Below are 21,889 nucleotides of genomic sequence, written 5' to 3' on the forward strand. Positions count from 1 at the left end.
CCACCGTCACCAGGATTCCAGCTCCCGGAACGTCTGCTCCGAGGAGGGCAGAAGAGCTTGGCGGGCACGCGAGTTCTCGCCCATGAGCCGACCTGTCGCCCGGTCCAGGTGGAAAGCGAACGCCTTGGCCTGATCGGCGAATTCACCAGCCGGCTTGGTGACGCCGCTACTCGTGATCACGATGAGCCGCTTCGGCATCTCCTCACCGGCTGCCGCAGCCTGACCGCTCAGCCGCTCGATCTCCGGACGGGACAGAGACTTACGGCTGCTGTGCCATACGACGTGGAACGTGTCGGACACGATCGGCGTGTCGATGTCACCTGCTCGGAGGTCCGTGAAGCCGCAGTCCTTGAGCTGGTGGAAGACCGCTTCCGCGATCTCGGAAGGGCTCGGCATGCTGGTCTCGCCTGTCGTGCCCCACAGTTCGGCGAGGTCGGCGAACCAGTTGGGCCCATCGCTCAGAAGCTCGGGCGACAGATCCACACGCCGCCACGTCCACGCCGACGTCTCGACGTCCCACACCTGCGGCCCTCGGGACAGCAGGTCTGCGATCTCCCGCACCGTTACCCGCCCGTGCGGAAGGCCAGGTGCGGGAGATGAACGCCCCCGCAGCAGCCGTTCGATGTCGATACGGCCCCACTTGCTCCACCCGGAGTGATGGACGTCGACAGTCCAACCCAAGGTCGGCTTGAGCGAGACACGGACGAAATGGCCGTCCACCTCGGCCTCCAGCACGGATCCACCGCGATCGCCGCTCGTGATGCCGAGCCTGGGGGCGAGCGGCGAGCCGTACGGGTAGTACCAGTTGCCCACGGCGACTCGGAGAACTCGAACCTTCCGCTCGTCGAGCAGATCGGCGAGCTCGGTCATGTCCGAGGGCTCGCTCTCGTCCCAGCGCCAGGGAGAAGCGACGGGCTCACCGGTCAGGCAGGCGGTCGCCACGGCGTGCAGGGCGTCGACGAGGACTTCGTCAGGTGTGGTGATCGGCCAGACCGACGGAGGGTTGTCGAGGACCGGGTCCATAATCGCCCAGACGACGGAGTGGCCCATCCGGACCTGCGCCAGACCGACATACTGTGCACCGGACATCGTGACCAGCAGAAGTCTTCCGTTGCTCGCGTCATGAAGACGAACCCGGTCAGCCAACTCGGGGTGACGCTTGCACAGTTGCTGCTCAAGCAGTTCGACATGCATATGCCGGCCGAAGGCTGCCACCACGTCACTGGGCGGAAATGGCAAGGGAGTTGCTCCTGTCGAAGCTCGGGGGTTCTGATTATCCGGTTCGCGCTCCGAAGCTTCCTCCTCTACCAGCCGCGGATCCTGCGCCCGTGCTCGGAGTCGGGGTGCAACAGCGCATCGGCGACCCGACCCCCTGAATCCTTCGCGCCACCACCGAAGTTGAGGACACCGGACGCGTTCGCGCTGGCCGCCACTCCGTCCCAGTAGGCCGCCTCGCGCTCCCACCGCACCGGCTCCAGCAGAGCGAACAGCTCCTCCTCGGACAGGGAGTTGCCAGAGGCGGCCCAGCCGGTCGCCTGGTGGGCGGCGATGCCGATGCCGGCCAGAACGGCGGGTGCGGAGACGGCTGTTCGGGCCGCGAGGTGCGGGTACAGGCGCGTGACGATCGCCGACAGCAGCGGTACCAGCCGCTGCGCGGCCCGCTCGGCGTCCACGCCCGGCGGGAGTCCGTCGTCGTGCAGGGTGGAGGAGGTCAAAGTGAGTCCCGGTCGCCCGTGCAGCGCGGTGATCACGAGGACACGCAGAGCGGACAGCGTCATCAACTCGGGGTCGCTTTTAGTCAGTTGACGCTTGCGCCCCTGCACCAGCTTGCTGAACGGGATGATCCGACCGTCGTGTTCGACCTTGACGGTCTCGCCGATACGGTGAGCGATCCGGGTGCCCAGGTCCCGCTGGTCCATGGACATCGCGAGGTTCTTGGCGACGGGTACGCCCTCGACGTTACGGTCGTAGAAGATCTGCCGCGCGGCCTCGACCGTGAGCCCGAAGTACAGCTCGTACGGCAGGCGCACCGCGCTGAGCCGCTCGTAGGTGACGCCGAACCGCTCCGGGTTGTCGTACAGCTCGTGCCACGCAGTGACCTGGGTCTCCCCGTCGATGGCGACCACGGGCGCTCCGGGCAGGACGGTGACGGTGCGGATGCCGCTGCCCGGGACGAGTTCGTCGCTCACGGCCCCCGGCTGTCCGTCCAGCCACAGCGTGATCGGGGGAGTGGACCAGCCCGTGCCGTACTCGCCGTTGACGCCGGAGGCGATGTACGCGGCGTACGAGGTGACGTTGCGGCCTTTCTGTGTCGACTTCAGCATGCGCTGGACCAAGGCGCGCACTTCGGCATGCCGCCGCAGGGTGCCGGAGGCGTACTTGAGCGCCCGGGTGTCCTCTTCCGTGCGCGGGGACGGGACGAGTTGGAGGAGGGTCGGCAAGCCCATCGTCCCGATGACGGCATCGGGGCGGAAGGGCATCACGGTGAGCTGAGTGCCTTCGATGACGGTGGTGGGCATGGTGAGGCGCATGGCGGTCCCCCTAGGACGGCGCAGGTCGCTGCTTCGAGTCCTGTCGAATGGAAGCAATAACAGGTAAGCATGCTCGTGAAAGCGTTGTCAAACAGCTTGATTGATTTGACGTCTGCTGTACTCTGTTAACAGTTGACTCCCACGGAGAGGCCCGACATGCCGCAGCCACCCGCCGCCCAGGTGACGGCCGCCGAGATCTCCCGCCTCGCCGGGGTCACGCGTGCCACCGTCAGCAACTGGCGCCGCCGGCACGACGACTTCCCGTCCCCGGCGGGAGGCACCGAAAGCAGTCCGCTGTACGACCTGGGATCGGTGCAGGCGTGGCTGACCTCACGAGGTCACACAGCGACGGCCAACCCCAAGGAGGAGTTCCGTACGGCTCTCCGACTGCACGCCGGGGACGGAGCCGCATTGCTGCCCGTGATCCTGGTGGCCTCCCGCCGGACTCCCGAGGACCTGACCACCCTCATGGACCTGACGGACACCGACCTCGCTGCCCGCATGACGGCGGAGACGGCGGACAGAGCCACCCTGCGACCGGCGGACGGCGCGGCCCTGCGCGCCCTGCTCCGCTGTGTACGGGACGAAGGCGGCCGGGCCGCCCTCGGCATACTCGCGGAACGGGAACTTGAGGACAGCGCGGCGAGCGGCGTCTACCGGACACCGGCACCGCTGGCGGAACTGGTCGCACGGCTGCTGCCTCAGGGCGTACGCCGAGTCCTGGACCCGGCGTGCGGGAGCGGCACTCTGCTGGAGGCTGCGGGGAGGTGTGGGGCAACTGGCCTCTACGGACAGGACGTTCTCCCCTTGCAGGTCCAACGCAGCACCGTCGCCCTGCGGTTGGAGGACACCGGTGCCGAGATCACCGTCAGAGGCGGCGACAGCCTGCGCACCGATGCGTTCCCCGGTCTCCTCGTCGACGCCGTGCTCTGCAACCCGCCTTACGGCGACCGCGACTGGGGCCACGACGAACTGGCCTACGACCCGCGCTGGGCGTACGGCGTCCCGGCGCGCGGCGAATCCGAACTCGCCTGGATCCAGCATGCGTTGGCCCACCTCGCCCCGGGCGGCTGGGCGGTACTGATCCTCCCGCCCGCTACCGCGACGCGTGCGGCGGGACGTCGTATCAGGGCGGAGCTGGTGCGGGGAGGCGCGGTGCGAGCCGTGATCGCGCTTCCGGCGGGGGCAGCGCCGCCGCTGCATGTGGGACTTCAGATCTGGGTACTGCAACGCCCCGAACCGGGGGGTGCGGAACGGAAGTCCGTGCTTTTCGTGGACTCCGAGGGAGTGGGCTCGGGCTTGGGCTCGGGTGAGAAGACGGTTGCCCACTGGAAGGCGTTCCTGACCTCCCCGGACACGTTCTCGGGCGAGTCCGGTGCCGCGCGTGCGGTGCCCGTCGTCGACCTCCTCGACGACATCGTCGACCTCACTCCTGTTCGCCGGGTCCGGGTGTCCCGTACGGACGTCGCTCCGGCCGAGCTGGCCGCGAAAGCCGAGGCTGGGCGCCGCTCGTTGACGGAGACGGCCGCGTCCCTCGTCCGAGGGGTGGGCCTCACCGAGTGGGTGGCGATGGGGACTTCGGCCAGGGAGTGGCGTACGGCGACCGCGTCGGACCTTGCGCGAGGTGGTGCGTTGACGTTGCTGCGTGCCGTGCCGGGAGCGAGGGAGCGAAGGGCCGATACCGCTCCTCGGCTCGCGGCGGTTCTCACCGGTGCGGACATCGCGGCGGGGACGGCTCCGTCGGGTGACCCCGCCGAAGTGGGGAGCGAGAACACGCCAGTCGTAGCGATGGGGGACGTCCTTGTGCGGTCGGTGGCCGGAGGAACCGGTCCGATGGCCCGGGTCGCGGACGAGTCGGACGCCGGCTCGCTTCTCGGCCCGAACGTCCATCTCCTGCGGCCGGATCAGACCCGGCTCGATCCGTGGTTCCTGGTCGGGTTCCTCGACTCGGAGGACAACATCGCGGGGGCGTCGACGGGGAGCACGGTCCTGCATGTCGCGCCGGGGCGGCTTCGTATCCCCTTGATGCCATTGGAAGAACAACGCCGGTACGGCGAGGCGTTCCGGAGTCTTTACACGCTGCGTGCCGACGCGCGGAGGACCGCGCGGTTGGCTGAGGAGACCGCGGAGCTGCTGGCGCGGGGGCTTACAGGGGGTGCGCTCCTCCCGCCGGTGTCACTCGATCAGGGCTCACCTGGCGTCGATACGTCCTGATCCATACCTGGGCGTCCGCTCATGCACCACACTTGTCCACGCCCGCAACTTGTTGCGCGGAACAGCACCTTGAAGGAAACCGGGGAATCCCTTGAACAGCAGTAAGCACACGGAGCTGGCGAATCACGCCTGGTCCGTCGCCGACCTCCTGCGCGGCGACTACAAACAGTCCGACTACGGCAAGGTCATCCTGCCGTTCACCGTGCTGCGCCGACTGGAATGCGTCCTGGAGCCGACTCGTCAGAAGGTCGCCGAGGAAGTCGCCCGGTTCGAGGGCCAGGACATGGACACGGACCACTTCCTGCGGCGGGCCTCGGGGCACTCCTTCTACAACAAGAGCGACCTGACCTTGAAGAAGGTCGCCGGGGACGCGCAGAACGCGGCCCAGCTCCTCCAGATCTATGTTGCGGGCTTCTCCGAGAACGCCCGTGAGGTTCTCGACAAGTACGAGTTCACACAGCAGATCAAGAAGCTGAACGCGGCCGGTCTGCTCTACAAGGTCATCGGCAAGTTCACCGATCTCGACCTGCACCCGGAGAAAGTACCCAACCACAACATGGGGTACATCTTCGAGGAGTTGATCCGCCGGTTCGCGGAACAGTCCAACGAGACGGCGGGTGAGCACTTCACCCCGCGCGAGGTCATCGAGCTGATGGTGAACCTCCTGATCGCACCCGACGGCGACGCGCTCAGCCTTCCGGGTGTGGTGCGTACGGTGCTGGACCCTGCGTGCGGAACCGGCGGCATGCTCAGTGCGGCCGAGGAGCACATCCGCGAGCACAACAAGGACGCCACGGTCGAGGTGTACGGCCAGGAACTCAACCCCGAGTCCTGGGCCATCTGCCGGTCCGACCTGATGATCAAGGGGCAGGACCCGGAGCACATCGCCTTCGGCAACTCCTTCTCCGACGACGGCCACGCGCGCGAGAAGTTCGACTACCTGCTGGCCAACCCGCCGTTCGGGGTGGAGTGGAAGAAGGTCAAGGACGAGGTCGAGTACGAGCACAACCACCTGGGCGAGGCCGGCCGCTTCGCCGCGGGCCTGCCGCGGATCAACGACGGTTCGCTTCTCTTCCTCCAGCACATGATCTCGAAGATGAAGCCGGTGGACGTCAAGGGCGGGGGCGGCTCCCGTATCGCGATCGTCTTCAACGGTTCGCCCTTGTTCACGGGTGCGGCGGGCTCCGGAGAGTCGGAGATCCGCCGCTGGATCATCGAGAACGACTGGCTGGAGACGATCGTCGCGCTGCCGGACCAGCTCTTCTACAACACCGGTATCTCCACGTACTTCTGGATCCTGACGAACCGGAAGGCGCCGGATCGGAAGGGGAAGGTCGTACTGCTGGATGCGCGGGATCAATGGCAGAAGATGCGGAAGTCGTTGGGGGACAAGCGCAAGCAGCTGGGGCAGCAGCACATCGCTGACGTGACGCGGGCGTATGGAGAGGCGATCACGATCGCCGCAGACCCGGAGCACCCGTTCCACGGCAAGGTCAAGGTCTTCGCCAACGAGGACTTCGGCTACCAGCGCATCACCGTCGAGCGCCCCCTGAAGCTGCGCTTCGAGGTGACGGAGGAGACGCTCACTGCGCTGGCTGCGGCCAAGCCGGTGCAGAAGCTGGCGGAGGCGGATGCCTTCGTCGGAGCTGTGCGGACGCTCCTCGGTTCGTCGTGGGCGACCAAGTCCGAGGCACTGATCGCGTTGAAGGACGCGGTGGTGGAGGCGGGGTTGCTGTGGCCCTCGGGGACACCGTTCGCCAAGGCAGTGCGGGATGCGGTGGGGGTGCGGGATCCGAAGGGGGAGGTCCAGTTCGTGAAGGGCGGGAAGGAGCCGGATGGGGAGCTGCGGGACTACGAGAACGTGCCGTTGGGGGAGGACGTCGAGGAGTATCTGAAGCGGGAGGTGCATCCGCATGTGCCGGATGCGTGGATTGATCACGCTAAGACGAAGGTGGGGTATGAGATTCCGTTCACTCGACACTTCTACGTGTATGAACCGCCTCGACCATTGGAGGAGATTAACGCAGAGTTGAAGGCACTGGAGGCGGAGATTCAGGGGCTCCTCGGAGAGGTGACAGAATGAGCTACACGTTTTCTTCGCTGCCAGCTTCATGGAACAGGGTGCGGCTAGATCGCATTGCCACGGTAAATGCGCGCATTGGTTGGAAGGCTCTTACTGCTGACGAGTATCAGTCGGAAGGATACGCGTTTCTGGCGACGCCCAATATCAAGGGTCGGGAGATTGATTTTGGTGAAGTGAACTACATCTCCGAATTTCGCTATCAGGAGTCTCCTGAGCTTAAGCTGAGAGAGGGGGATGTGCTCCTTGCCAAGGATGGGAACACGCTCGGAATCGTTAACATCGTTCGGGGATTGCCGCGTGAAGCTACGGTGAACGGTTCGATTGCGGTACTTCGTGCCTCGGCGATGGATCCGCGATTTATTCGCTACGTAATTGCGAGTAACCCAATTCAGTCTCACATTGGGTCCGTCAAGGATGGCATGGGTGTCCCGCACTTGTTCCAAAGGGACATCAAGCGTTTCCTGCTCCCGGAGCCGCCGTTTGAGGAGCAGCGCCGTATTGCTGATTTCCTTGATTTCGAGACTGACCGCCTGGACGCGCTCGCTGCGGCCAGAGCGTCACAGCTTAGGTGCCTTGAGCAACTCTGGGATTCCCTTCTTGCTACCAGTGTTGACCACCTCATTTCGGCTTATGGCCTCCTTCCGATGCGTCGATTTGTCGAATCGGTGGAGCAGGGGTGGAGTCCTCAGTGTGATGATGTCGAAGCTGACCCTTCCGAGTGGGCCGTACTGAAAACTAGCTCTGTCAGCTCTGGTGAATTTATGCCACTGGAACACAAGCGGCTACCAGACGGAATTGATGCCGACTTGCGGTATCAGATCGAGGATGGCGATGTCCTGCTGACGCGTGGTAGTGGATCTCCGTCGCATGTGGGTGTGTGTGCGGTCGCTAGAACTGATGGTCGTAAGCTACTTCTGAGCGACTTGATGTATCGAGTCAAGTTGAGTCGCGAATGGTCTCCGGATTTTGTCGCTCTTGCGCTTGGTAGTCGACCTGTGCGTGGTTTTATGAACCTGCTTTTCCGCGGGCAATCGGGGCAGACAATTAAGCTTCGTTCTGAGGATGTGAGATCCATTAGCCTTCCTGCTGCCCCGCCTGTCCGACAGAGGGAAACTGTTGAGGAGTTGATGCGTGTCCGCAGCGGTATTCGTGAAGCATGGGAAGCCCTACGCAGGTCGAGTGCTCTCCTTGTCGAACACCGCCAAGCCCTAATCACCGCAGCCGTAACCGGCCAATTCGACGTATCCACAGCCAGCGGACGCAACGTAACAAGCGGAACGGAGTAATCCCATGCCTCTCATCCACACCGAGTCCGCCTTCGGCGATGCGATAGTCACCGCCCTCAACACCCGAGGCTGGCGCGAAGCTTCTCCCAAGAATTACACCGCGGATCTCGCCCTCGACACCACAGAGCTGTTCGAGTTCCTGAAGCAGTCCCAGCCTGACGAGTGGTACGAACTGCAAACCGTCTACGGCAACGCCAAGGACGCCGAGCAAGGCTTCGCCAGGCGGCTCGACAAGGCGATCGCCGAAGACGGGCTGCTCCACGTTCTTCGTAACGGCGTCAAAGATCGGGGCGTCCTTCTCCAGCTCGCCTACTTCAAGCCGAACCTCATCCCCGATGACTCCGTGCTCGACGGCTACCGGGCCAACCGCCTCACCGTCGTCAGGGAGCTCCGCTACGCCACCAAGCAGGCCGACCAGGGCAACGAACTCGACCTGGCGCTCTTCCTCAACGGCATCCCCGTAGCCACGGCGGAGTTGAAGAACCCCCTCACCGGCCAGGGCGTGGAGCAGGCGAAGAACCAGTACCGCACCGACCGCGACCCCACGGAACCGATCTTCACGCGCCGGGTCATCGCGAACTTCGCCATAGACCCGGACGTCGTCTTCGTCGCGACGCACCTCAAGGGCAGCAACACCCGCTTCCTCCCCTTCAACACCGGCTCGAAGGGGCCCGGCCGCTCAGGCGGTGCGGGAAACCCCGAGCCCACCGCCGCCGGCCGGTATCGGACCTCCTACCTCTGGGAGCAGGTCTGGGAGCGGGACAACTGGCTGGACCTGCTCCACCGTTTCGCGCACCAACAGAAGACGAAGGCCAAGTCCTCCAGGACGACGATCTTCCCCCGCTTCCACCAGTGGGACGTGGTCAAGAAGCTGACCGCCCACGCGGCTACGCACGGCTCGGGCCAGGACTACCTGGTGATGGCGTCGGCAGGCTCGGGCAAGTCGAACACGATCGGCTGGCTGGCCCACCGCCTCTCCGATCTGCACGCGGACACGGACCCCCGCAGGCTCAGCCCCGAGGCGTTGTCAGCAGGCCGCATCAAGCCGGGCGAACCGGTCTTCGACAAGGTCATCGTCATCACGGACCGCCGGAACCTGGACGCCCAACTCCGGGAAACGGTGGGGAACTTCTCGCTGACGGACGGCCTGGTCGTGAAGATCGACGAGAAGAGCGGAGCGAAGAGCGAGCAGCTCGCGCGCGCCCTCTCCCGGGACACCGGCAAGATCGTCACTGTCACCCTGCACTCGTTCCCGGCGCTGCTGGACTACATCCAGCGCAACCCGACCGACATCAAGGGCACGACCTTCGCGATCATCCTGGACGAGGCCCACTCCTCCCAGTCCGGCGACGCCGCCACCTCCGTCCGCGCGGTCCTGCGTGACCTGGGCCTGGACGCGGACTCGGAGGACCCGGGCGCGACGACGACGCTCACGGTCAAGGAACAGCTCCTGAAGAGGGCGGAGGACAGGTCCAAGGCGGCGAACATCTCCTACTTCGCTTTCACGGCCACGCCCAAGGCGAAGACGCTCGAACTCTTCGGTACGGCCGAGGAGAGCGACGGCAAGGTCACCTACCGCCCCTTCCACACGTACTCCATGCGCCAGGCGATCGAGGAGGGCTTCATCCTCGACCCGCTGCGCAACTACGTCACGTACAACACGTACTGGAAGCTGGTGAACAAGAACCCGGACGAAAAGGAGGTCGACCCATCCAAGGCGAACCCGCTCCTCGCCCGGTACGCGCTCACCCACGACTCGACCGTCTCCCAGCACGTGCAGGTGATCGTCGAGCACTTCGTCAGCCACACCCGCGGACGGCTCGGCGGCCGGGCCAAGGCGATGGTGGTCACGGCCTCCCGCCAGTCCGCGGCCGAGACGGCACGCGCCATCAAGAGCTACATCAAGGACCGGGACTACGACACCAAGTACCCCGACCTCGGCGTCCTGGTGGCCTTCTCCGGCTCGCTCACGGTCGACGGTAAGGAGACCACCGAGTCGAAGGAGAACGGCGGGCTCGCCGAGAGCGCGTTGCCGAAGGCGTTCGGTTACACGCGCGCCGACGACAAGGCCGTCAAGGCCGGCGGCAAGGGCCAGCAGGAGTACAAGATCCTGGTGGTCGCCGAGAAGTACCAGACCGGGTTCGACCAGCCGCTGTTGACGACGATGTACGTCAACAAGAAGCTGACCGGCATCTCCGCCGTCCAGACCCTCTCCCGGCTGAACCGCACGGCGGACCGCAAGGCACAGAGCGACCTCGCCGTTCTGGACTTCGCGAACGAGGCCGAGGACGTCAAGGGAGCTTTCGTCCCGTACTTCGAGGAGGCGCAGACCCTCCCGTCCGACCCGAACCTTCTCTACATCGCGCAGGGCAGGGTCATGGCCGCGCCGATCATCTCCGAGGCGGACATGGACGAGTTCGCCGCCGCCTTTTTCGAGGCGAAGGAGAAGGCGGCCGGGTCGCAGGCCCGTTGGGAGAAACTGCACGCCGAGTTGTACCGACTGCTGTCCCCGGCCGTCGCCCGCTACGAGGACCTGCGGGACGACACCGAGGACGAGGACCGCGTCAAGACGGCCGAGGACTTCCGCGCCGACCTCAACGACTATGTCCGCAAGTACGGCTTCCTCGCGCAGATCGTGCCCTACCAGGACGCCGACCTGGAACGGCTGCACCTCTACGGCCGTTTCCTCCTCACTCGACTGAGGAGCCGCGCCGACGGAGGCGTGGACATCGGTGACGTGGACCTCAGCCATCTGCGGGTGGAGAAGACCGGCGAGCACGACCTCTCGCTGACCGCCGAGGGCCCGGCGTTGATGCCGGGATTCGGCGAGGGCAACGGCGGGGCCAAGGACGAGGAGAAGTCGCTTCTCTCCCAGCTCATCGAGGAGTTCAACGCCAAGTTCGGCACGGAGTTCACCGAGGACGACCTCGCCAGGCCGTTCCACGAGGCCAAGGCCGACTCCCGGGTGCGGGCCGCCGCCCTCGTCAACGACGAGGACAACTTCGGCAAGGTCTTCGACAAGGTCTTCGCCGACAAGATGGCCGACCACATCGACAGCATCGCGGGCATGGGCCGCCAGTACTTCGGCGCCGACCGCGGCTTCAAGTCCAACCTGGACCGCAGCGCACGCCGGGCCGCATGGCGCATGCTCCGCCGCGAGGCCGGCGTGGATGACGCCGCGTAGCCACGAGGGACGGGCAGGGGCGTATCTCGGCCATAACCGCCGGCCCTTGTCCGTCTTCCTGGACTGAAGATCCCCTGCCCACAAGACTTGTTCCTGGCACATCAAACCGGTGGGCACGACGATCACGAGCCCATGCGGGGGCAAGAACATGACGGGGGCGGGCAGAATGCCGCAGCAGAAGATCGCCGGACGCTACGAACTCCTCGAAGAACTCAGCCACGGCGGCATGGGAGACGTATGGCGCGGCTACGACGCCGTACTCGACCGGCCCGTCGCCGTGAAACTGATCCGGCGACAGGCGGTCACCTCACCCCAACTCGCCGAGGAGTTCGTCAAACGGTTCAGGCGTGAGGCACGGATCACCGCGAGGATCCAGCACCCGGGTGTCCCTCAGGTGTACGACGCGGTGCTGGACGATTCCCTGGAACGACTGTTCCTCGTCATGGAGTTGGTCGGCGGCGTCCCCCTGTCCGCCTACCACCAGCCCGGCCGCCTCCTGCCCATCCCCTGGGCCGCGGCCGTCGTCGCGCAGGTGGCGACCGTCCTGTCGTACGCCCACGAGGTACCGGCGATCCACCGCGATCTCAAACCCGGCAACATCCTCGTCACTCCTGACGGGACGGTGAAGGTCCTGGACTTCGGGATCGCGGCGATCCTGCGAACCGATGTCACCAAACTCACCGCCACCGGCACGCCGATCGGCACCTATCAGTACATGTCACCGGAACAGGTACGCGGTGGTCGGATCACCCCGCAGACCGATCTGTACGCGCTCGGCTGCATCCTGCACGAACTGCTCAGCGGACGGCTGCTGTTCACGGCCGACAACGAGTACCAGCTCATGTACCAGCACATCAACGCAACCCCAGTACCCCTGCGGCAGCTACGCCCGGATGTCCCGCCGGACCTCGAAGAACTCGTCACCCACCTGCTGCGCAAAGCTCCGGAAGCCCGCCCCACCGACGTCCAGGAGGTGTACGAGCGACTGCGGCCGTTCCTGCCGCCGGCCGGAGCGGAACCCCTGCCGACAGGGGCTGGACCGGTGGGAGTTCCGGACCCGACCGGTCTCTTCCGTGACCCGTACGCCCCCCGCGCCCGTGCACGGTCCGTGCCGCGCATTCCCGACGCCGATGCGCAGCAGGCCGTACCGGTTCCGGCACCGGACGGCCTTCGCGATGAGATCAGGGAGGCGTACGAGCAGTCGGACGAACTCCTGGACGAAGAGAGGTTCGCCCAGGCCGCCGAGGTCCTCGGCGCCCTCGTCGAACCGGCCGCCCACGCCCTCGGCTCCGAGAACCGACAGGTCCTCGAACTGCGCACGCAACGCGCCGCGATCCTGCTGCTGGGGGGTGACTACCGGGCCGCCCTCCCCGAGTTCGACACCCTCGCCGACGCCTACGGCCGTATCAACGGCCCCACCAGCGAACAGACCCGCGTCTGCCGGGCTCAAGCCGCGCGCTGCCGCGCCGAGTTGGGGCAGGTCACGGAGGCACTGGTCGCGCTGGAGGGCGTGCTGAGTGTCGTACGGTCCGTCGATGGTGACGTCAGCGAGGAAGCCGTCGAACTGCGCCGGGACATCGGGATGTTGCTGCTCGCACAAGGACGGACGGAAGAGGCCGGGGACGTCCTGGAACCGCTCCATGCGGACCTGGGCATGGTCCTCGGCCCCGACGACGAGATGACGGCCGAGATCGCGGAGGCGTTGTCGCTGATCCGCTTGAACCTGGATGAACCCGGCTCCTGACCAGCCGTAAGGTGACACGATCAAGGCGGTCGGCGCAGCGGGCTGACCAGTGGGAGGGGAACGAAGATGAGCGGCGGTCGGACCAGCGGCGGGGGTGTCCCGAACGTGGACACCCAGGTACGCCAGGTCGGCAACGGGTTGGAGAGCATCTACCGTGATCTGCTGGAACTCGGCGATCTCGAAGGGATGCCGGACCACGAACGCACACCACGCCTGATCTCCCGGGCACTAACCGCTCAAGCGGTCCGGATCGTCACCGGTTTCAGTCCGGCGGACGCCGCCGCCACAGTGATCGACGGGCATGCGGATCAGGGCATCGACGCCATCGCCGTGGTGGAGGGGGACAACCCCCACGTGTATCTGGTGCAGGGCAAGTGGAGCGCCCAGGGCAAGGCGAGGGCCGAGCGGGACGCCGTGCTCGAACTCTTCGCCGGCCTACGCCTCATCGACGACGAGGACTTCGCCCCCTTCAACCCGCGAGGCCGCCAACTGGCCGAGTATGCGAAGTCCGTCATGGACAACAGGATGGCGCCTGTCACTCAGGTGGTCGTCCTCATGCGCCCCGACGAACCCGGAGAGGGGTTCACGCAGGCCCTGGCCACAGGGGAACAGCCGTTCAACCGCTTCGGCCAGCGACTGGACAACAGGATCATCCTCGGTCCAGAGGTATGGGAGTCCGTACGCAAGGACCTGGCACCCAAGCCGGTCCGGCTCAACGCCACGCTGTTTCCGTGGTTCGCGATTTCTTCCCCCTACGAGTCCTACCAGGGCGTCGTCATGGCGGAGGAGATCGCGCAGTGGGCCAAGAGTGGCTCCGACCTCTTCAACCTGAACATCCGCAACCCACTCGGCCGTACCTCGATCAACAACGACCTGATCAAGACGCTGAACGAGGAACCCGCCAACTTCTGGTACTTCAACAACGGCATCACCGTGCTCTGTGACACGGTGGAGAAGACCGAGCAGAGCATGCTCGCTCCCCAACACCGGCCGCTGACACTCACGTTGCACAACGCCAGTGTCGTGAACGGTGCGCAGACCGTCAGGTCGGTGGCGGAGGCCATGGCTGCCGACGCGACCGCGGCCGAGGCTCAGATCGGTGTGCGCATCATCGTCACCGGGAAACGCGAAGACTTCGCCAAGAAGACCACGCAGGCGACGAACCGGCAGAACAGTGTCGGGCCACGCGACTTCATCACACTGGAGACCGTCCAAGCGGCGATCCAGCAGGAGATGCGGGCGGAACTCGGCTTGGTGTACAGCGTGCGCCGCAGCGAGCTGGATCCTCCGGAGGAGACCGGATGCTCCGTGGTCGAGGCGGCGTGCGCGCTGGCCTGCGCCCATCCCGACAGCCAGTACGCTGCCAGGATCGCCACCACCCTGGACGTTCTGTGGGAACGCGGCTCGCAGGGCATCTACGACGTGCTGTTCCGTCCGCAGCCGGGTGCCTACCTCCTGTGGAACGCCGTACGGGTCCTGCGGGCCGTACGGCGCAGTCTCCACCAACTTCGCTCGCGATACGAGGGACGGGGTGCCGCGCTCACCGAGCACGGGACGTATCTGCTGGCCCATCTCGTCTTCCAACGCCTCGACACCGAGGCCATCGACGAGCCGGACCCCAAGCTGGAGTGGGTGGCAGGGGCGGTCGAGCAGGTCCCCGGGTTGGTGGCGGAGCTGCTTCCCTCGGTTGCTGCCGCGATCGACGCTCTCTACGGTGACCGGTCGCGAATCCAGGCCGTGTGCGCAGATGTGGTCCGTTGCCGGGAGATCGCCACCCGAGTGCTGAGCGAGGACGGCAATGCCGCTGCTCAGCCGAAGCAGAACGACAAGTACCGCCGTGAACCCGGCAAACGCAAACCCCGCCGCCCCAACGCGGTCCATGTCCTCATCGACAAGGGCACCCTCGGAGAAGGCGATCCGCTCACCCTCAGCGCGGCTTATCCGGTGGAAGCGGAGGCGCTTCGGGACTGGCTCGCCGAGAACCCGAAACGCAGCCTCGCCACCTGGACCAAGCATCGCACCAAGCCGATTCTGTGGGCTGCGGACGGCAAGCAGTACTCACCGTCCGGCCTGGTCACTCTCATGTGGGAGTTGGCTGACTGGAAGGGCCGGCCCGTGGCCAACCAGGGGACGGCCCGCTGGGTGACCACCACCGGCGAGACCCTGGCCGATCTGGCCTGGCGAGTGCTCAGCGAACTCGAAGAGCCGGACGAGGACGAGTCGACCGAGCCCGCAAGGGACTGACGGCAGGTCGGCGGCCTGCCCGTTGGACCGGGCAGGCCACCTGACGTTCAGGACCGCTTCTTCAACATGTCGGCCATCAGGGCGATTTCGGCCTGCTGGCCGTTCACCATCCCCTGGGCCAACCGCCGCACCTGCTCGGTCTCGCCGCCCCGCGCCGCGCCCTCCGCCATCTCGATGCCGCCCTTGTGGTGGGCGGTCATGAGGTTCAGGTAGAAGACCTCCGCCTGCTTGCCGGAGAGGGAACGGAGCTTGTTCAGCTCGGTGTTGGTGGCCATGCCGGGCATGAGGGAGCCGTCGTGGGGCTTGTACGGCATGGAGTGGTCCATCCAGGACATGGGGGCGGCCTGGGAGGACTTGGGTTCGTTCCAGGTGTCCAACCAGCCCAGGAGCATGCCGCGTTGGTTGGCCTGGGTGTTGATGATGTCGTACGCGAGACGCCGTACGTCCTCGTCGGACGTACGGTCGCGGACGATGAACGACATCTCCACGGCCTGCTGGTGGTGGACGGCCATGTCGCGGGCGAAGCCCGAATCGACCGGCCCCGCAGGGGAGTCGGCCCGCGCCGGGCGCAACAGGGTGATCGTGAGGGCGACCGCCGCGAGGAGCGTGATGAGGGCGCCGCCGATCAGGGTGCGCGAAAGCCGGGTCGCGGTCACGCCGTGGCCTTCCCGCCCGTGCACGCCGCACCCGGCTCAGGCGTCTGCGCGCCCTGCACGTACTTGTCGAGGAACTCGTTCACCCGCGGGTCGGACGCCTCGGTGACGTTCAGCTGGTGCCCCCACGCGGAGAGCGTGATGGGGGAGGACTGGGAGTCGTACGGGCTCATCATCGTGTACGACGTCTTCTTCACCTTCTCCGTCAGCGACTTGACGTCCGCCTCGGCGGCCTTGGTGTTGTACGTCACCCACACCGCGCCGTGCTCCAGCGAGTGCACGGCGTTCTCGTTCTGGAGCTGCTGCGTGTAGACCTGCGCGTCGCAGTTCTGCCAGACGCCGTTGTGGTCGCCGCCGACCGGCGGGGTCATCGGGTACTTGACGGTGCCCTCGACGTGGTTCTGCTTGAGGTCCTTCCACGTCTTCTCGCCGGAGACCGGGGCCGCCTGCGCGGCCTCCTTCTCGTTCGCGTCGTTGATCAGCCAGGCGCCGCCCGCGACCAGCGCGAGCACGATCGCCGCCGACGCGGAGATCGTCAGGATGCGGCTACGGCGCTCCCGCGCGCGTTCCGCCTTGCGCTGCTCCTCTATGCGCGCGCGGCGAGTGGCCGCCTTCTCGCCGGCCGACGGCTTGTTGCCGGGGCGCTTCTTGGGCGTGGGGTTGGACTTCGAACCGGTCGTCGTCTTCTTGGAGTTGCCGGTGGACATGACGAAATGCCTTTCGTGCTACGGGAGTCGGCGGATACGCCGGTGAACGGACGGAAAGGGGACGTCCGTTCTAGGTTCGCAGCACTTGCAGGGCGTGCAGGTCGGGAGGGCGGGGCGCGGCCGGTTCGGCCCGTACGGCACGGGGTGCCGCCGCCGGACGCGCGTCCACCCTCCCCGGGAGCGCCTGCGGCGCCGGGTGCGGCGTGGGCGCCGTCGTCCGCGCGATCACCCCGCCCGCGCCGTGACACTCGTGCCCCGGCACCGGGCACACATGCTCCTTCGCCGGTCCCTGCGGGGCGTACGCGACAGCGGCATACCTCCGCGCCGCCTCGGCCTCCGCCTCACCGGGATGCATCGCACACCCCAGCACCGTCGCCAGCGCCAGCAGCAGGCCCAACACGACAGAGGCAGCCCTGGTGGGGCTGCCCTGGAGGGTCGGGGGCCGGTTGAACACTCAAGGAGTGTATCGGCCGAACGGGTGAGGCCGTGCGGAAGCGGCGCGAAGGCGTGCCCCGTGCGGGGCACGTGCGGGGCTCGTGGCTTCGGGGCCGGTATGACTCCTTGCCTTGAAGCGCACTTCAACACCTAGCGTCCCGGCTCATGGAGAAGACGAGGACAAGGACGCTGGGCCGGTCGGGCATCGAGGTCAGCGCGCTCGGGTTCGGGTGCTGGGCCATCGGCGGGGAGTGGTCGCGGCCGGACGGGTTGCCGCTGGGGTGGGGGAAGGTGGACGACGCGGAGTCGGTCAGGGCTGTGCGTACGGCCGTCGACCTAGGGATCACGTTTTTCGATACGGCGGACGATGGGGGCACCTCCCTGCTCGAACGGAGTTGAGAGCTTGGGGGAGGGGCCGGACACAGTGAGCGTGTGCTCGGGCGGGCGCTCGGCACGCGGCGGGCGGATGTCGTCGTCGCCACGAAGTGGGGGAACCTTTTCGACGAGCGTACGAAGGTCGCCGACGGGCAGGATGCGAGCACCGGCCATCTTCGTACCGCCCTCACCGCTTCGCTGCGGCGGCTCGGGACGGATTACGTCGACCTCTACCAACTCCACATCTCCGACGCGCATCCGGAGCAGGCGGCGCAACTCCGGGATGCCTGCGAGGAGTTGGTGGGGGAGGGGCTCATCCGCACGTACGCCTGGAGCACCGACGACCCCGACCGTGCCGCCGTCTTCGCCGCCGGGCCGCACTGCGCGGCCGTCCAGCACCGCCTCAACATCCTCCAGGACGCCCCGGAAATGCTCGCGCTCTGCGAGGAGTCGAACCTGGCGAGCATCAACCGCAGCCCGCTGGCGATGGGCCTCCTGGCCCAGACGCGCCGGACGGCCTGGGAACCCGGCGACATCCGCAGCCGCCCCCCGGCCTGGCTGGAAGGCTTCACCGACGGCACCGCCCCCGACCCCACCTGGCTGGCCCGCATCGACGCCCTCCGCTCCGTCCTCACCTCCGACGGCCGCACCCTCACCCAAGGCGCCCTCGCCTGGATCTGGTCCCGCAGCCCACAGACGATCCCCATCCCCGGCTTCAGATCCGTCGCCCAGGCCGAGGAGAACGCCGGGGCGCTGGAGAAGGGGCCGCTGAGCGGGGAGCAGATGGCGGAGGTCGAGCGGATCCTCCGCTGAAACCCCAGGTCGGACACGCCCTCTGGTGGGGTTCGTGTTTTCTCACCATTGTTCTGTACGGTCCCGTCGGTGAACATCACCGCCCGGGCCTGGACCGTTGCCGACCACGAGAGCGGGGAGGTGCTGGCCGCGAGGGATCCGCATGTGCGGCTCGCGCCGGCCTCGACGCTCAAGATGCTGTTCGCGGACACCTTGCTGGGGAAGTTCGCGCGGGGTGAGAGGCATACCGTCCGGGGGGTGGAGCTGGCCTCCGTGCCGGAGGGGTCCAGTCTGGTGGGGATCAAGGCCGGGGTGACGTACAGCGTCGAGGATCTGTGGCACGGGGTCTTCCTGCGGTCGGGGAACGACGCCGTGCGGGTGCTGGCCGCGATGAACGGGGGGATCGAGCGGACCGTCGCAGAGATGCGGGCCAAGGCCGCCGATCTTCAGGCCGTCGACACGTACGTGGTAAGTCCTGACGGGTACGACCATCCCCGGCAGTACTCCTCCGCCTACGACCTCACCCTCATGGCTCGGAACGGGCTGCGGAACGCCGACTTCCGGGCGTACTGCGGGACGAGGACCGCGCGGATCGGGAAGACCGGGATCGAGAACACGAACCGGCTGCTGTGCGGGTCGCACGGGGTGAAGGCGTACCCCGGGATGATCGGGGTGAAGAACGGCTACACCAGCAACGCGGGCAACACGTTCACGGGAGCCGCGACGCGGAACGGGCGGACCCTCCTCGTCACCGTGCTGCACCCGAGGAGCGGCCTCAACGCCGTGTACGAGGAGGCGCGCACCCTCCTCGACTGGGGCTTCGCGCAAGGGAGTTCGGCGAAGGCGGTCGGGACGCTCGCGGAGCCCCTCAGCGAGGGCGGCGCGAAGGTGTCGCACAACTCGCCGCAGGGCGCGGCCGGTTCGGCGGGGGCGGCGGTCGACGACGACAGCATGGGCTGGACGCTGCCGGTCGGAGGCGTCGTCGCGGGGGCCCTGCTCGGCGGCGTGTACGCCCTGCGCAACCGCCGCACCAAGAAGGCCGCCCCCGAAGAGAGTTGAGCCACCGCCCCTTTGCAGCAGACGCCCCACGGCCCGGTGCGCACCTCGCGATCCCCCGCGAGGCCCACCCCCACCCGGTGCCGTGGGGCGACTGCTTCCTCCCCCCTCGGAATGGCCTGCGGAACTCCCCCACCCAAGTGTGAAGTTCTCGTGTAGGAGAGTTGAGCATAGTTCCGCCAACCACCGCAATAGGGCGGACGAATCAATTCCGCTTGTGTGGGATCAACAGGCCCCCGCCCACAGGGAGTTCAGCCCCGCCCGACGTACGGCATCCCCGTCGCCAGCACCGTCACGAACTGCATGTTCGCCTCCAACGGCAGCTCCGCCATGTGCCGCACGGTGCGCGCCACATCCGCGACGTCCATCACCGGCTCCGGCGCGACCTCCCCGTTCGCCTGGAGCACCCCCGCCCGCATCCGGTCCGTCATATCGGTCGCCGCGTTGCCGATGTCGATCTGACTCACCGCGATGCCGTACGAACGCCCGTCCAGCGCAAGGGACTTGGTGAGCCCGGTCATCGCGTGCTTGGTCGCGGTGTACGGCGCGGACCGGGGGCGCGGCGTGTGCGCGGAGATGGAACCGTTGTTGATGATCCGACCCCCTTGCGGGTCCTGCGACTTCATCAGCCGGTACGCCGAACGCGCGCACAGGAACGCCCCGTTGAGATTCGTGTCCACGACATGCCGCCACGCGTCGTACGACAGCTCCTCGAAGGGCACGCCCCCGGGCCCGAACGTCCCCGCGTTGTTGAAAAGCAGATCGAGCCGCCCCGGTACGGCACTGAAGACGCGCTCCACGTCCTCCTCCCGCGCGACATCGGCCCGCAGCACCCGGGAAGCGGCGTCCGGCGCCAGCGCCGCCGTCTCCTCCAGCTTCTCGACCCGGCGCCCCACCAGCACCAACGACCACCCCGCCCGCCCGAGTTCGACGGCGACGGCCCGCCCGATGCCCGAACCGGCACCGGTCACCACTGCGACTTTGGAGTTCATGCCTCCGCACACTAGGCGGGCGGCCAGGAATCGCCCCACTCCGCGTCCCGCGCCGCCTTGTACAGGTCGCCGTGCCGCTTCGTCACGGTCGTCCGCCCCAGTTCACCCTCGGCGGAGCACAGGTCGAGCAGCACCTGCCCCTTGCGGATCTGCGGGCGCCGTACCACCCGGGAGCTAACCGGGTACACCTCCTGGCGTACCGCCGCGACATACGCGAACTTCTCGTCCTCGTACGGCAGCGAACCCCCCTTGACCTGCCGGTGCAGCGAGGAGCGGCTCACCCGCGCCGAGAAGTGGCACCAGTCCTTGCCAGGGACGATGGGGCAGGCGCCACTGTGCGGACAAGGCGCGGCAATGGTGTAACCGTCTGCGATCAGCTGGTCCCGCGCCTCGATGATCCGCCCGTACCCGTCCGGCGTGCCCGCCTCGACGATCACCACGGCAGCCGCCCCGCCCACCCCGGCGAGCAGCGCGGAGCGGTCGGCCGGCGTCAGCTCGTTGAGGACGTACGACACCGTCACCAGGTCCGTCCCCTCGGGCACCCGCAGCGCCGACCCGATCCGCGCCCGCTCCCAACGCACCCCGGACAGCGCGGAGTTGGCCGCCGCGATCTCCCGCCCCAACGCGAGCGCCGGCTCGGCCCAGTCCAACACCGTCACATCCCGCACACCCGGCCACACCGACTCCACGGCCCACGTAGCCGCACCGGTCCCACCCCCGACATCCACATGACTACCCGGCGACCACCCCGGAACCGCCTCAGCAAACGCCCCCAACGCCGAGCACACAGCCTCGAACGTCGCCGGCATCCGGTACGCGGCATACGCGGCGACATCGGCCCGGTCCCGCAGAATCGGCGCAGAAGTCGGCGTCGCGCCCCGATAACTAGCGATCAGCCGCTCCACCGCCCGAGCCGCCTGCCGGGGCGGCAGCCCGTCAAGGATCGAGTCAAGGGCGGTACGGAGGGATTCAGCCGAGTTCACACAAAGATTCTCTCAGGCCGAACACACCACTCAAACCGCACACCCCCCTCCCCGACACCACCCCCGCCCCCACCACACCCGCACGACGGGAGAGCCGCCCACCCGACACGGTGGCCCCCTTCCCTCGCACGGCGGGAGAGCCACACCCGGCACGGTGGCCCCCTTTCCCCCGCACGGCGATGGTGTCCACCAGGTGGTGTAGCCGATCAAGCTGACGGAATCCCCAGGTCGCGGTCCGAACCGCCCTCGTCGGACACCTGGTCAGGGCTCACCTGCCCGGGACCGACGGTGACTGCGCGACGGCCGGCTGCGGCACGTACCGGGTGGCTCCGAAACGGAAGCGATGGACCGTGATCGGGTACACCACGACCGGGGGCACGACCCGCACGGCGGGAGAGCCGCACCCGGCACGATGGCCCCTTTCCCCGCACGGCGGGAGAGCCGCACCCCCCGGCACGATCGCCCCCTTTCCCCCGCACGGCGGGAGAGCCGCACCCCCCGGCACGGTCGCCCCCGTTACCTTCTAGACGGCCTCGATCATGAGGCTCCCGGCCTTCTGGCCCGGCATGACTTTTGCCCCCTGTCGACCATGACCCGGGGGGTGGTGTCA

The 21,889-nt window shown here is 67.2% G+C and carries 14 protein-coding genes and 1 pseudogene; 8 read left to right on the forward strand and 7 right to left on the reverse strand.

The window, feature by feature from the left end:
* Window positions 1–6 precede the first annotated feature (6 nt).
* Window positions 7–1,215, reverse strand: a complete 1,209-nt coding sequence (locus PV682_RS23855) for a hypothetical protein (protein WP_319733082.1) — start codon at window positions 1,213–1,215, stop codon at window positions 7–9.
* Between the two features lie 89 nt (window positions 1,216–1,304).
* The gene (locus PV682_RS23860) at window positions 1,305–2,531 is read right to left on the reverse strand and encodes a ParB N-terminal domain-containing protein (protein WP_319733084.1); all 1,227 of its coding nucleotides are present in this window, start codon (window positions 2,529–2,531) and stop codon (window positions 1,305–1,307) included.
* Between the two features lie 156 nt (window positions 2,532–2,687).
* Between PV682_RS23860 and PV682_RS23865 the strand changes: the two genes are divergently transcribed.
* The 6 genes from PV682_RS23865 (at window position 2,688) to PV682_RS23890 (ending at window position 15,286) form a co-directional block, all read left to right on the forward strand.
* Window positions 2,688–4,745, forward strand: coding sequence for an N-6 DNA methylase (locus PV682_RS23865; RefSeq protein ID WP_319733086.1), 2,058 nt, complete (start codon window positions 2,688–2,690; stop codon window positions 4,743–4,745).
* Window positions 4,746–4,836: 91 nt separating this feature from the next.
* A complete protein-coding gene (locus tag PV682_RS23870; RefSeq protein ID WP_319733088.1) occupies window positions 4,837–6,828 on the forward strand; it encodes a type I restriction-modification system subunit M in 1,992 nt (663 codons plus the stop codon).
* Entirely contained in the window at window positions 6,825–8,114 is a 1,290-nt protein-coding gene (locus PV682_RS23875; RefSeq protein WP_319733090.1) for a restriction endonuclease subunit S, read from the forward strand. Before PV682_RS23870 ends, PV682_RS23875 begins: the two co-directional genes overlap by 4 nt.
* Window positions 8,115–8,118: 4 nt before the next feature.
* Window positions 8,119–11,298 carry a type I restriction endonuclease subunit R gene (locus PV682_RS23880; protein ID WP_319733093.1) on the forward strand — a complete coding sequence of 1,060 codons (3,180 nt, stop codon included), beginning with the start codon at window positions 8,119–8,121 and terminating at the stop codon, window positions 11,296–11,298.
* Between the two features lie 166 nt (window positions 11,299–11,464).
* Complete coding sequence (locus PV682_RS23885) at window positions 11,465–13,042, forward strand: serine/threonine-protein kinase (RefSeq protein ID WP_319733095.1); 1,578 nt, start codon at window positions 11,465–11,467, stop codon at window positions 13,040–13,042.
* Between the two features lie 66 nt (window positions 13,043–13,108).
* Window positions 13,109–15,286, forward strand: a complete 2,178-nt coding sequence (locus tag PV682_RS23890) for an AIPR family protein (protein ID WP_319733097.1) — start codon at window positions 13,109–13,111, stop codon at window positions 15,284–15,286.
* Window positions 15,287–15,333: 47 nt separating this feature from the next.
* On the opposite strand, the gene PV682_RS23895 is transcribed toward PV682_RS23890, so the two are convergent.
* From PV682_RS23895 to PV682_RS23905, 3 genes are all read right to left on the reverse strand, one after another.
* Window positions 15,334–15,966, reverse strand: a complete 633-nt coding sequence (locus PV682_RS23895; protein ID WP_407705728.1) for a DUF305 domain-containing protein — start codon at window positions 15,964–15,966, stop codon at window positions 15,334–15,336.
* The gene (locus PV682_RS23900) at window positions 15,939–16,646 is read right to left on the reverse strand and encodes a DUF3105 domain-containing protein (RefSeq protein ID WP_319733101.1); all 708 of its coding nucleotides are present in this window, start codon (window positions 16,644–16,646) and stop codon (window positions 15,939–15,941) included. The genes PV682_RS23895 and PV682_RS23900 overlap by 28 nt, the downstream gene beginning before the upstream one ends.
* A 70-nt stretch (window positions 16,647–16,716) precedes the next feature.
* Window positions 16,717–17,100, reverse strand: coding sequence for a hypothetical protein (locus PV682_RS23905; protein ID WP_319733103.1), 384 nt, complete (start codon window positions 17,098–17,100; stop codon window positions 16,717–16,719).
* Window positions 17,101–17,246: 146 nt separating this feature from the next.
* On the opposite strand from PV682_RS23905, the pseudogene PV682_RS23910 reads away from it, so the two are divergent.
* Window positions 17,247–18,269: pseudogene (locus PV682_RS23910) on the forward strand (aldo/keto reductase).
* Window positions 18,270–18,338: 69 nt separating this feature from the next.
* A complete protein-coding gene (locus tag PV682_RS23915) occupies window positions 18,339–19,307 on the forward strand; it encodes a D-alanyl-D-alanine carboxypeptidase family protein (protein ID WP_319733105.1) in 969 nt (322 codons plus the stop codon).
* Between the two features lie 248 nt (window positions 19,308–19,555).
* Here the strand turns inward: PV682_RS23915 and PV682_RS23920 are convergent, their stop codons facing one another.
* Window positions 19,556–20,296, reverse strand: coding sequence for an SDR family oxidoreductase (locus tag PV682_RS23920; RefSeq protein ID WP_319733107.1), 741 nt, complete (start codon window positions 20,294–20,296; stop codon window positions 19,556–19,558).
* 11 nt (window positions 20,297–20,307) lie between these two features.
* Window positions 20,308–21,279 (reverse strand): small ribosomal subunit Rsm22 family protein, encoded by a 972-nt coding sequence (locus tag PV682_RS23925; RefSeq protein ID WP_319733109.1) that lies wholly within the window; start codon window positions 21,277–21,279, stop codon window positions 20,308–20,310.
* Between the last annotated feature and the right edge of the window lie 610 nt (window positions 21,280–21,889).

The sequence above is a fragment of the Streptomyces niveiscabiei genome, from assembly GCF_033794345.1.
In the GTDB taxonomy this organism is placed as follows: Bacteria; Actinomycetota; Actinomycetes; order Streptomycetales; family Streptomycetaceae; genus Streptomyces; species Streptomyces niveiscabiei.